At 72.8% G+C, this 12,177-nt stretch carries 11 protein-coding genes; 7 read left to right on the top strand and 4 right to left on the bottom strand.

The annotated features are described in order from the left end of the window. The first annotated feature begins 15 nt into the window (after window positions 1-15). Window positions 16-1,068, top strand: coding sequence for an ATP-binding cassette domain-containing protein (locus tag CcI49_RS23220; protein WP_076829204.1), 1,053 nt, complete (start codon window positions 16-18; stop codon window positions 1,066-1,068). After that, entirely contained in the window at window positions 1,065-1,877 is an 813-nt protein-coding gene (locus CcI49_RS23215; RefSeq protein ID WP_054566066.1) for an ABC transporter permease, read from the top strand. Before CcI49_RS23220 ends, CcI49_RS23215 begins: the two co-directional genes overlap by 4 nt. Before the next feature lie 46 nt (window positions 1,878-1,923). Here CcI49_RS23215 and CcI49_RS23210 read toward each other — a convergent pair whose 3' ends face one another. Continuing rightward, window positions 1,924-2,454, bottom strand: coding sequence for a hypothetical protein (locus CcI49_RS23210; RefSeq protein ID WP_076829203.1), 531 nt, complete (start codon window positions 2,452-2,454; stop codon window positions 1,924-1,926). 313 nt (window positions 2,455-2,767) lie between these two features. Between CcI49_RS23210 and CcI49_RS23205 the strand changes: the two genes are divergently transcribed. From CcI49_RS23205 to CcI49_RS23185, 5 genes are all read left to right on the top strand, one after another. Continuing rightward, window positions 2,768-5,779: an FtsK/SpoIIIE domain-containing protein gene (locus tag CcI49_RS23205; protein ID WP_076829202.1), complete on the top strand. Its 3,012-nt coding sequence runs from the start codon at window positions 2,768-2,770 to the stop codon at window positions 5,777-5,779. Window positions 5,780-5,818: 39 nt separating this feature from the next. Beyond that, window positions 5,819-7,039, top strand: coding sequence for a hypothetical protein (locus CcI49_RS23200; RefSeq protein ID WP_241840202.1), 1,221 nt, complete (start codon window positions 5,819-5,821; stop codon window positions 7,037-7,039). A gap of 82 nt (window positions 7,040-7,121) precedes the next feature. After that, window positions 7,122-7,385 carry a hypothetical protein gene (locus CcI49_RS23195; protein WP_006540381.1) on the top strand — a complete coding sequence of 88 codons (264 nt, stop codon included), beginning with the start codon at window positions 7,122-7,124 and terminating at the stop codon, window positions 7,383-7,385. Window positions 7,386-7,842: 457 nt separating this feature from the next. Next, entirely contained in the window at window positions 7,843-9,363 is a 1,521-nt protein-coding gene (locus CcI49_RS23190) for a trehalose-6-phosphate synthase (protein ID WP_076829200.1), read from the top strand. A 63-nt stretch (window positions 9,364-9,426) separates the two neighbouring features. Next, window positions 9,427-9,624: a hypothetical protein gene (locus CcI49_RS23185; RefSeq protein ID WP_235497880.1), complete on the top strand. Its 198-nt coding sequence runs from the start codon at window positions 9,427-9,429 to the stop codon at window positions 9,622-9,624. A 109-nt stretch (window positions 9,625-9,733) separates the two neighbouring features. Here the strand turns inward: CcI49_RS23185 and CcI49_RS23180 are convergent, their stop codons facing one another. From CcI49_RS23180 to CcI49_RS23170, 3 genes are all read right to left on the bottom strand, one after another. After that, complete coding sequence (locus CcI49_RS23180; protein WP_054566070.1) at window positions 9,734-10,285, bottom strand: histidine phosphatase family protein; 552 nt, start codon at window positions 10,283-10,285, stop codon at window positions 9,734-9,736. 426 nt (window positions 10,286-10,711) lie between these two features. Further along, a complete protein-coding gene (locus CcI49_RS23175; RefSeq protein ID WP_054566071.1) occupies window positions 10,712-11,080 on the bottom strand; it encodes a WhiB family transcriptional regulator in 369 nt (122 codons plus the stop codon). Between the two features lie 694 nt (window positions 11,081-11,774). Then, on the bottom strand, window positions 11,775-12,137 hold the full coding sequence (locus CcI49_RS23170; RefSeq protein WP_076829432.1) for a rhodanese-like domain-containing protein: 363 nt from the start codon (window positions 12,135-12,137) through the stop codon (window positions 11,775-11,777). Window positions 12,138-12,177: the final 40 nt, after the last annotated feature.

Here is a 12,177-nt window from a genome sequence, read left to right as displayed (position 1 = left end):
GCGTACCTTCGCCCTGTGACCGATCAGACAGCGGTCCTCGTCGAGGGCCTTCGCAAGAACTATGGCCGACATACGGCCCTGGCCGGGCTTGACCTGAGTGTCGGCGTCGGCAGTGTGCACGGTGTCCTCGGCCCGAACGGGGCCGGCAAGACGACCGCCGTCCGGATTCTGTCGACGCTGCTCGCGGCCGACGGCGGCCGGGCCGAGGTGCTCGGTGTCGACGTGCTGCGCCATCCGGAGCGGGTCAGGCCACGCATCGGCCTGACAGGCCAGTACGCGGCCGTGGACGAGCGGCTGACCGGCCTGGAGAACCTGGAGATGTTCGGCCGGCTGTACCGCCTGCGGGCCCGCACGGCGCGGGCCCGCGCGATCGAGCTGCTGGAGCGGTTCGAGCTGACCGAGGCCTCGCGGCGGCAGATCAAGACCTATTCGGGCGGCATGCGCCGCCGTCTCGACCTCGCGGCGAGCCTCATCATGGCGCCGGCCGTGCTGTTCCTGGACGAGCCCACCACCGGCCTGGACCCGCGCAGCCGCCAGGCGATGTGGCGCGTGATCGCGGATCTGGTCCGCGAGGGCACCACCGTGCTGCTGACCACCCAGTACCTGGAGGAGGCCGACCAGCTGGCGGACCGGGTGTCCGTCATCGACGGCGGCCGGGTGATCGCGGAGGGGACCTCCGACGATCTCAAGCGGCAGATCGGCGGTGACCGGCTGGAGATCACGATCGCGCCTGGCGACGACCTCGACGCCGCCACGGCCGTGCTCAGCCGGCTGGGTACGGGGCCGGCCGGTGTGGCCGCCGAGGAGCGCCGGGTGACCGTGCCGGTCGCCGGCGCGGCCGTGCTCGCCGAGGCGGTGCGGTCGCTGGACGAGATCGGCGCCACGATCGTCGACGTCGGGCTGCACCGGCCGTCCCTCGACGACGTCTTCATGGCCCTGACGGGTCACGGTGCCGCCGGTGGCGCTGATGGTTCTGCTGGCGCCGACGGCGCTGATGGCGGGAAGGACGCCGTGCGGCCGCCCGGCCCGCGGTCGGGTGACGACGAGTCGGATCTGGTGGCGACATGAGCACTCTGGACCTGAGCCCGGTTCCGGGGCGTGGCAGGCTCGCCTGGGAGGCCGCGGACGCCTGGGTGATGTGTCGGCGCAACCTCGTCCAGACCTGGCGGGTGCCGGAGCTGCTGGTCTTCGCGACGATCCAGCCGGTGCTGTTCGTCCTGCTGTTCACCTATGTCTTCGGTGGCGCGATCAACGTCGGCCCGGGGGTGGAGTACGTCGACTACCTGATGCCCGGCGTCTTCGTACAGACGGTGATCTTCGGGTCGATGATGACCGGCATCGGGCTGGCCACCGACAAGGAGGCGGGCCTGATCGACCGCTTCCGCGCGCTGCCCATGAGCCGCTCGGCGCTGCTGACGGGCCGGACCCTCGCGGATCTCGTCCGCAACGCGTTCATCATCCTGATCATGCTGCTGGTGGGTCTGGCGGTCGGCTTCCGGTTCGGGAACACGACGGTTCTCGCCGCACTGGCGGGGTTCGGCCTCATGCTGCTCTTCGCCTACGCGTTCTCGTGGCTCTCGGCGGTCATCGGCATGTCGGTCGGCAGCGCGGAGGCCGCGCAGTCGGGCGGAATGATCTGGATCTTCCCGTTCGTGTTCGCGAGCTCCTCGTTCGCCCCGGTCGAATCCATGCCCGGCTGGCTCCAGGCGTTCGCGAAGCACCAGCCGGTCACCTGCACCGTCGACGCGGTGCGAGCCCTGTTCCTCGGGGGCCCGGTGGCCGGGGACCTGCTGGCCGCTCTCGCCTGGTGCCTGGGAATCCTCGTGGTGGCCGGGCCGCTCGCCGTCCGTGCCTACCGCAGGGGGACCGCCCACTGACGCCCGCCCACCTCACGACCGGGCGGCTCCGTACCGCCCGGTCACCTCAGGTGCGCCCCTCCTCGTTCTGGGCGTTGCCCAGGGTGGGCTCGTAGGCGAGCCAGTCCGCACGCAGGACGGGCCAGCCGTCGGCGCGCAGCAGCTCCACCACCGCCGGGTCGTCGTCGACCACGACGGCGACCCGGCGGCGTGAGCCGAGACGGCGCAGCTCCGACCGCTTGAAGATCCGCCCGGGCCGCCGGTCCGCGTCCGGGCGCATCCGCAGCTCGCCCACCGGCAGGCCCTGCGCACGCAGCCAGCGCTCGGTGGCGGCGCGGGAGCGCTCAGGGCGACCCGTCAGCCAGATCACCTCATGGTCGCGGGCGAGGGTGCGGACGAGCTCCACGCCCTCGACGAGCGGCGGGTCGACGTCGGCGGCGGCGAAGAAGGCGTCCCAGTCACCCGGGAGTGCCCGCAGGAACCGCAGGCGGTGCCGGACGTCCGCCACGACACCGTCCACGTCGATCACCGCGAGCGGTGGCTCGCCCGCATGCTGAGAGCCCACGCCCAGGTCGGACACGCGCCCCGGATCCGCCACTTCTGCGCCTCCTGTACAGCAATCACGTCGCAGCATCTCCGCTGGGCCATTGCTCATTGAACACCGCGCCACGGTGGATAATGCGCCGGTCTCCCTGCCAGCATCCGGTACGTTCCAGTTCGTCGCCGGCGGTCACCGTGCGGAACCCGCCGAACGGGCCGGGGGACACCCTGGTGGTCGCTGATCCGGCGTGTGGTGAAACGGCACGATGTGACGGAGCGGTCGCTAGCGTGGTGTCTCGGGCACGGCGGCGGGGCGACGGCCGTCGGCCGCCTGCCGCGGACGCGGAGCACAGCTGTCGCGAGGAGGTCGCGTGTCGGGCACACGGCGAGCGCGCCTGCTCGTCTCCGGGATCTCCGAGAACCTCGGGGTGGTCCTCTCGCTTGCCGACCGGCTTGACGAGCAGGCCGCGCGGCTCGAGGCCGGCGAGGGGCCGTCCGCCGCGACCGTGACGCTGGACGCGGAGACGATCAACGAGGCGGCCGCCGACCTCGCGGGCAGTCTGGAGGGCGTCCGGCTCGCCCTGAGCGAGGCGGCGTCGCTCGCACGGCGCCACGCGCCCGCGTTCGCCGGTGCCGGCTGGGACGCACCCGAGTGGCACAGCACATCCGTCGCCGCACCCGTCGCCGGCCCAGCTGCCGCCGGCCCCGCGGGCGCGGCCGGTCCGGCCGGCCTCGGTGGCCCCGTGATCGGGCCTGGGGGGCAGCCCGGCCTGTGGCGGCTCGGGCGCATCCTCGTTCCGCCGCTGGCGCGCGGGGGGCGACCGGTCGAGGTGCCGCTGGCGGTGCCGCTGCTGGACGCCGGGAACCTCCAGATCACCACGACCCGCGAGCGCCGCGGTGAGGCCGTGGGTCTCGTCCGGGGTCTGCTCACCCGCGTTCTCGCGAGTGCGTCGCCGGGCGCGGTCCGGGTCACGGTCTACGACCCGCACGAGCTCGGCGCGGGGCTCGCGGGCTTCGCGCCGCTGCGCGCCCACGGAGTGGTCGGGCCCACCCTGACCTCCCGGGCGCGGCTGGAGGCCGCCCTCGCGGAGCTGTCCGCCGAGGTCGGCCGCATCACGGTCGACCGCCTCGGCGGCCGGTTCGACTCGCTGCGCGAGCGGGAGGACGCCGGCGTGCCCCGCGGCGAGCCCTGGCGGCTGCTGATCCTGCTGGGCCTGCCGCCGCTGGCCGACGAGGCCGCTCGCACGCTGGAGGCGGTGGCGGCCCAGGGGCCGTCCTGCGGGGTGCACATCATCGCGGTCGTCGAGGCGGAGGAGGGCGCGGACGCCCCGGGCGGCCGGGGGGTGCCGAGCCTGCCCCGGGCCGAGACGGTGACCGCGGTGGAGCTGCAGGGGGACCCGGGCGACGTCGGCGCGGTCATGCCCGGCGGGTGGCGGACGTCGATGTCGGGCCTGCTCGGCTGTGCGCTGGACGACGCGCCTCCGATGTCGGTGGTCGCCCAGGTCACCACCCGGGTGGTCGCCGGGGTGGAGCAGGCCGTGGTCCGCGGGCCGGATCTGGGCGGCCTGCTTCCGCCGGGGCTGTGGGAGTACGAGAGCTCCGCCGGGGTGTCGGTACCGGTCGCGCACGGCCCCGACGGAGCGGTCGGGCTGACCTTCGACGACGACACGGTCCACTGCCTCGTCGGTGGCCAGGCCGGGGCGGGCAAGTCGACGCTGCTGCTCGATGTGGTCTACGGGCTGGCCGCCCGCTACGGTCCCGACCAGCTGCGCTTCCACCTGCTCGACTTCAAGGAGGGCCTGGAGTTCGCCCAGTTCGCGCAGCGGCCGGGCGACCCGTTCTTCCTTCCGCACGCGGACACCGTCGGCATCGAGAGCGACCGCGAGTTCGGTGTCGCGGTGCTGCGCGCGGCCCGCAACGAGATGCAGCGGCGGTCCGTCACGATGCGCGCGCTGGGCGCCCGTGACCTGCGCGGGCTGCGCGCGGCGGACCGTAGCTCACCCTGGCCGCGGGTCGTGGTCGTCGTCGACGAGTTCCAGGTGATGCTCACTCCGCTCGACACGGTCGCCCGGGAGGCGGTCTCGCTGCTGGAGGTGCTCGCGCGGCAGGGCCGGGCCTACGGCATCCACCTGCTGCTGGCCAGCCAGACGCTGTCCGGTATCGACGCGCTGGACGCGACGGCCGGCAAGCGGGGGTCGATCTTCGGCCAGTTCGCGCTGCGCGTCGCGCTGCGGACGTCCATCTCCGAGTCGCGGGTGCTGCTGTCGACCGCGAACGAGGCGGCGGGTGCGCTGTCCGGGGTCGGTGAGGCGATCGTGAACCGGCGCAACGGTCACCCCGTCGGCAACGAGCACGTCCGCGTCGCCTACCCCGACCCGGCGGTGCTGGCCGAGCTGCGAGACCAGCTGAGCGCGATGGTGGTCCGGGCGGTTCCGGCGATGCGCCCACCGCGCGTCTTCGTCGGCCACGCTCCGGCCGTCCTCGAGGACAACCCGGCGTTCCAGGCACTGGCCGGCCGGCCGGTGCCCGCCTCGGGTGATCCCGCCGGGGGCGGCGCCGCGTACGGCTCCGGCACCGCGCTGCTCCCGGCGGACGGCTCGGTCGACGGCTCGGCGGGGGATCCGCTGGCGTTCGTCGGGGTGCCTTTGGATCTCGCTCCGCCGGCGGTGGGCGTGCGGCTGGCCCGGCTGCCCGGCCGTCATCTGGCGGTGCTCGGCCCGCTGCGGCGGGAGGCGGTCGGGATGCTGCAGGCGGCGGCGGTGTCCGTCGGTGCGCAGACCGCGCCGGGCAGCCTCGTCGTCGACATCGTCGCGGTGGATCCGGCCACGGTGGCAGCCGCCGAGACCCTGGCGTCGGYGTTGCGCCGCACGGGCCATCCGACCTATGTGACGGACGTGACCGGTCTGCGGGGGGTCCTCGCGTCCGCGGGGGCGGAGATCCGCGCCCGCGAGGAGGCGGCGCTCGCCGGGCAGGGTGGTGCCGCGTCGACCACCCGGCTGCTGGTCGTCTTCGCCCTGGACGCGGGCCGGGCCGGCCTGGAGGCGCGCGACGACGCCTCGCGGCGGTCCGGGCTGGACGATCTGCGGACCCTGACGCGTCGCGGCCCGGCGGTCGGGGTGCACCTGCTGGGCTGGTGGCGTGCTCCGTCCCGGCTCGCCGACGACCTGGGGCCCGGGCACCGGGACGACATCGCCGCCTGGGTCGCCACCGGGCTGCCCGGGGGGGACCTGTTCGGCCTGGCCGGGCACCGTCCGGTCACGGCCGGTACGACCCCGAACCGGGCCGTGCTGTTCGACCGGCACGTCCAGGCCGAACCCCGCACGGTTGTCCCCTTCGCACCCCTTGAGACCCGCTCCGGTGCTGACAATGGGACGGCGGTCTGACGGGTGGCGGAGGTCGACGACGAGTGGTGGAGGGACRGCGTGCGAGGTGAACACGACGAGGGCCCCGGCGCGGTGACCGACGGGGAGCCCGGCGCGGTGACCGACGACGCGTCCGCCTACAGCCTCGCCGAGCTGCCGGGCCGGCACCTCGTGCCCTCGCCGGTGCCCTCCCCGGTGTTTTCGGCGTCGGCGTCGGCCGCGATGGCGATGGAGTTCACCCAGCCGCCCGGCGGCCACGTCAGGCCGCTGCCTGCCGCCGCGGCGCCGGGCAGCCATCCGGTGGCGCTGGTTCCCCCGGCGACCGGGCAACCGGTGCCGGTCGATCATCCCCTGGTCGCGGCGAACCGCTACCGGGAGCTCATGGGCGCCTCCGACACGGTGCGGGCCCTGCTCGCGCAACGGCTGGCCGAACGGCAGGAGGGTCACGACGTCCTCGCCCGTCGCCACCGGGCCGCGGCCGAGGACATCCGTTCCCGGGTCGCCGTGGTCTGGTCCCAGGTCGGCGGGTCGTTGGAGTCGCATGGGCTGGACGGCCTCGACCAGCTGCGACCGCGGGAGGGCACCGAACCCGACGTCGAGGCCGTCTACCAGCAGTACGCGGGCGACCTGGACGGGCTCGGCAGCGGTCGCGGTCGCGGTGGTCGTGGTGCCCGCGCCGCCGTCGCGCTACCCGGTGAGAAGCGGCTCGGCGCGGCGGCCTCGATCGATGGCGGTGGGATCGACGGCCGCGGGAAGGGCGGCCGCGGCCGCTCGCAGGCACCCGCCGACGGGCTCGTCGGTGCCGACGACCTCGTCGACCCGGAGCGGGCGAGGAAACTGGCCTACCGCCTGTGCCTGGAGGTGATGTCCCGCTCCGCCGAGCTTCGGGCCGTCACCAAGGGGGTCCCCACCGGGTCGAGCGGGCTGATCGTGGCCCTGGTCTGCGTGCTTGCGGGTGCGCTCACAGTGGCGGCCCGGGTGTTCGGGGAGGCGCCGGCGCTGCCCTGCCTGGTCGCGGCCGGGGCGCTCGGCGCCGTGGCGGTGGTCGCCAGCGCGGACGCGTCCGCCGTGTCCGCCGCGCGTTCGGCCCTGCTCGCGGCGGGATCGGCGGGGGTGGCGGTTCTCGCGACCTTCCGTTTTGTGCCGATCGAGCCGGCGGGGACAATCGGTGCCCTGGCCTGCCTCGCGCTCGCGATGCGCTTCGGGCTCGGCGTGGGCGCCGGCGCGAGCACAGGTGCGGGTGCGGGTCCGGCCGGTGGCGGCCGGAGCAGACGGAGCTGAGCGGCCGGCGGCGGCGTCGCCGGGTGGGCGGGGCGTTGATCGGCTGACGGAACGTTGATCGGCTGAAGGAACGGAGTGCACGGTGGCAGGGACGATCGCCGACGTCAAGGCGCAGCTCGACGAGGCGTTCCGGCGAACCGAGGAGGTCACGGGCCAGCTCGAGGGCGCGCTGAACATGATCGAGGAGGCGCAGGCGATGGTCGTCGCGGCGACCGACGGCAGTGAGCACCTCGCCGTCGAACAGCTCACCAGCGCCTTGGTCGAGACCCGGGACAGCCTGGAGAACGCGCTCGCGGCGCTCGGGTCCGCGGTCCAGGAGGTCAAGGTCTACCGGGACACCCTGTAGGCAGGAGAAAGTAGGCCGCGATCGCGTCCGGCGCGGAACACGTTCGGCGGAACACGCGGAACACGCGGAAAACGTGGCGCGGAACACATCGTGGCGTAGGGCACATCGCGGCTGCGGGCAGTCACCGGGTCCCGCCGGCCCGCAGGCGGCTCGGCGGGATCGCCCGCGGACGTCTGACCAGGTGTTGCGCAGTACTGTGCCGAACGGGCTCGCCTCGGCGCGACCGAAGCCGATCCTTGTACGGGCAGTGTGGATATGGTGACCGGACGAATTTCCGGGTAACACCTCTCCAGCCACGCGGCGACGCGGTGCATCCGGTTTCCAGGCTCACTACAGTCCGGGTTGTCCCGTGCGCCCGACCCTTCGGTGGGCTCCGGCCGACAGTGTCCGCATTGCCGGCCGAGTGCCTGCCGTTCGACAGCCGGGCACCATGACGACCAGGAGGGCTCCTTCTGCCGTGTCGGATATCGACCTGCTCGATCTCCCGCTGGTTCTGTTGTCCAACCGAGGTCCTGTCAGCTTCGATCGCGATACGTCCGGCCGAACCGTCAACCGGGGTGCCGGCGGGCTGGTCTCCGCCCTGTCCGGCCTGGCGGAGCATCTGGATGACGCCGTCTGGGTCTGTGGCGCGGCGACCGCCKAGGACGCCGCCGTCGCCGCGGAGAACGATGGCGGCGCGATCCTGGTGCAGACCCAGCCCTTCCCCCACGCGGTGGAGGGAGACCCGGACGGCCCGTCGATCAGGGTGCGTCTGGTGGTGACCGACCCGGCCGCCTACGCCGACTTCTACAGCGTGTGGTCGAACCCGATCCTGTGGTTCATCCAGCATGGTCTGTACGGGCGGTCGCTCGCGCCGGTGCTCACCCGCGCCGAGCACGACGCGTTCGAGCGGGGCTACGCGGCGGTCAACCGCGCCTACGCCGACGCGGTCGCCGACGAGGTCCAGTCACGGGGCGGCAAGGCGCTGGTGCTGCTGCAGGACTACCACTTCTACCTGGTCGCCGAGCACGTCCGCGAACAGTGCCCGGACGTCGTGCTCACCCACTTCGTCCACATCCCCTGGCCGGGGCCGGACGAGTGGCGGGTGCTGCCGGGCGACATCCGTGAACGTCTCCTGCGTGGTCTTCTCGGCAGCGACGTCGTCGGCTTCCACACCCGTCGCTACGCCCGGAACTTCGTCCTGTGCGCCGGCGAGCTGCTCGGGCTGCCCATCAACCTCGACGAGCTGACCGTCCAGGTCAACGACCGGACGGTGCGGGCGCGCTACTACCCGATCTCGGTCGATCCGGCCGCGCTCGACGCCACCCTCGCCAGCGAGGAGGTCGCCGCGCACGTCGCGATGCTGCGCTATGTCTTCCTCGACGACGACCGCCAGCTGGTGCTGCGCGTCGACCGCACCGACCCCAGCAAGAACGTGGTCCGCGGCTTCCTGGCCTTCGGGACGCTGCTGGACCAGCATCCGGAGCTGGTCGGGCGGGTGAGCTTCCTGGCACTGCTCCAGCCGAGCCGCACGGACGTCCCGGAGTACGCCGACTACATCGCACTGATCGGCGCCGTCGTCGCGGAGATCAACGCGAGGCACACCAAGGAGGGGCGACAGCCGATCGATCTGCGCATGGTGGAGGATTTCACCCTCGCGGTCGGCGCCTACTCGATCTGCGACGTGCTGATGGTCAACGCGATCGCGGACGGGATGAACCTGGTGGCCAAGGAGGTGGCGATCGTCAACCGGCGCGGCGGCGTGCTGGCCCTGTCGGAGATRGCAGGCGCGCACGAGGAGCTGGGCGAGTTCGCCGTGACGCTGCACCCGTTCGACGTCCAGCAGATGGCCGACGCCCTCTACGAGGCCCTGGTCATGCCCATGGACGAACGCCACCGCAGGCTGGCGGCCGCGGCCGAGCAGGTCCGCACCCACGATGTCCGGCGCTGGCTCAACGACCAGTTGGTGGATCTGCGTCACCTGGCCGGATTCGRCTGAGTCGTGCCCCATGCGGGTACGCTCGGCGGGAGGTCGGGCATGTGTGCCATGGTCGAGACAGGAGTGGACGTGTCGGATACCGGTCATGTGAAGGCCAACATGGGGTCCTGGGCCGCGGTGTACATCCTCATCGTGGGCTTTGTCCTGGGCACCCTCGCGCTGATCCTCGGCTCGGTGCCGCTGTGGATCGGGACGGCGGTGGCGCTGGTCGCCGGTGCCGGTCTGGCTCTGGTCTCCAACATCATGGAGCAGGCCTACTAGACCGCCGGCCCACCCGCGTCGTCGTGCCAGGCCGGCCGGCGCCGGACCGGAGGTGAGCCTCCGCCCTGGCGCCGGCTTTGCCTTGCCGGCTCCCGGCCAGGGCTCGTGATCAGACGTCGGTGGCCTGCTCGGGCGTGCCGGCGGCCTCCCGCAGCGAGCGTGGGGTGACGAAGTCGACCAGCCGTGTGGAGGCGGGTCCGATCTCGCTCCACCGTGGCACGGTCAGGTCATGGACGGCAAGCGCGGCCGTCGGGAAGGTCGGCACCCGGTGCCGCTCCGGCGGGCTGAGCAGGCCCATCGCGAGGCTGTGCAGGCCCGGGTTGTGGCCGACGACGAGTACCGAGGGCACGCCGTCATCGACCTGGCGAAGGCGCATGAGCAGGTCGTTCGCCTCGGCGAGGTAGAGCTGGTCCTCGACCAGGACGGGGACGCTGCTCGGCAGGGCATGTGCGAGATGCGCGACCGTCTCCCGGGTGCGCACCGCGGAGGAGCACAGCACCAGGTCGGGTTCCAGCCCGGCGGCGACCAGGTGGTCGGCGATCAGCGCGATGCTGGTACGGCCCTTCGGCGAGAGCGGCCGGTCCTGGTCGCGCATCGTCGGGTCGGTCGCCACATCGGACTTCGCGTGCCGCAGCAGCAACAGGCGGGGGGAACGTCTCACCGTGCGACTCCGGCGTGCGGGGCGGCTCCGGTGTGGAGGGTTGACCGCCCCGGTGACGCCGGCGTGGTTCCGCCAGCGGCCGGGTCACGCCATCCGCCCGTGATCCCTGCGTGATCCCCGTCGGCACCGGACACGTCAGCTCCTCCCGTCCGTCACAGCTCGAACGATCCCCGCGCGAGCCAGGTTCGCCGCGACGACTCGCAGACTGCCGACATCCGGACGTCCTCGTCAATTGCGGTGCCCGTTGCGGTGCCCACATACGGTGCCCACAGCGGTGGAGCTGCCGGGACGACGACCACGGCCCGATCACCATCCAAGTGATCGGGCCGTGTGATGTCGCGGGGCGTGTGATGTTGCCGGGAAGGTCGGCCGGCCGGTGCTGCGGCCTGCCGAGGGCTGGCCCGCCGACGGGCGGCCAGCCGGGGGTCAGCTCGCGACGGAGATCGTCAGCAGCAGGCGGTCGGCGGCGGCGAGCGCGTCGTCGGCGTTCAGCCGGCCACGGGGGATCAGGGTCGAGCGCTGGTCCGAGGTCAGCCCGCCCCACACACCGTGCTCCTCCTGACGGAAGATCGCGGTCGCCAGGCAGGCGCGCTGGACCGGACAGCCGGAGCAGATCTTGCGGGCGCGGGACTCGGCGGCGGCGCGGGCCTTGGTGTTACGCCCGTCCGGCGGGAAGAAGGCGTCGGGGTCGCCGTCGCGGCAGGCGGCATCCTGGCGCCAGTAGACCGGCCAGCCCTCGCCGAACGGCTGCGGCGGCAGGTCCCGACCAGGCAGAACGGGTACACCGGCGCTCATCGTGCGACCTCCGTCCGGACCGAGTCGGACGGCGGCGGGGACATGGGTTCGGCGGGGCTACCGACCGGTAGCATGCCGGGCATCGTGGGCATACCGTCTCCTGCTGACGTTGCAAAGGCGGACAGGTGCGCTGCGGACAGGCAATACCCGGCGTTGCGCCAGACGCCGGACTGGTGGTGGGGCCTACCTGCTACAAGCCGAGAGCCCCCGGGCCCGTCCATGTGGTGCGACCGGAAGGTTCCGGTCTCCCGCACGGAAACGGGCCCGTCTCGTCTCGTTAACCGAGGAACGTAGACTTCTCTCGAGCGGATAGCAAGGGTTCCGAAACGCCCACGTCCGGTCCTCTGTGGAGGTCGATGATCCGTCGGCTGACGTGGCCGCGGGTCTCACCCTCTCAAGCTCCCCGTAACCATGTAACTGCTTTGGTCCGACGTGTGCTGCAGGTCTCGTGTCTGCGAATGTTCCTGTCATGCAGGCTTTTTGGGTGGCCAGCAAGATCATTTGTTGGGTGCCGGGTGGGGTCGCCGTGACGTATAGGGGTGCCTGATCTACCTGATCCGCTGCCGGGTCGGGCTCCGGTTGCCGGCAGGTAAAGGGGGACTTGCCGCCGTCCCGGAGTTCAGATCGGCGGCCGGCGGGGGCCGAAATGTGCTGAGGACCACACAGGGGTACGGGCGCCGTTGGGCGTCCGGCGTCAGCCTCGGGTGATCGGCAGGCCCGCCGCGGCCCAGGCGTGGAACCCGCCGATCACGTCGGTCGCCGCGGTCAGCTGAAGATCCAGCAGCGCCGCCGCGGCGAGGCTGGAGGTGTAGCCCTCCGAACAGATGATGRTCGGCCTGATGTCGTCGCCGGTGGCGAAGGCGGCCCGAGCCTCGCAGGTCGGATCGAGACGCCATTCCAGCACGTTGCGCTCGATGATCACGGCGGCCGGAATCGCGCCCTCGGCCGCCCGCTGCGCGGCCGGCCGGATGTCGATCAGGATGGCGCCGGCGGCAACGGCCGCCGCGGCCTCGTCGGGCGTGAGCCGATCCAGTCGGGCCCGTGCGGCCGCCAGCATCGCGTCGATGCGGCTGCCACTCGCGCCACTGCTCACACCG

The organism is Frankia sp. CcI49 (genome assembly GCF_001983215.1).
GTDB classification, from domain to species: Bacteria; Actinomycetota; Actinomycetes; order Frankiales; family Frankiaceae; genus Parafrankia; species Parafrankia irregularis.
This window is presented reverse-complemented; position numbering and strand designations above follow the sequence as displayed.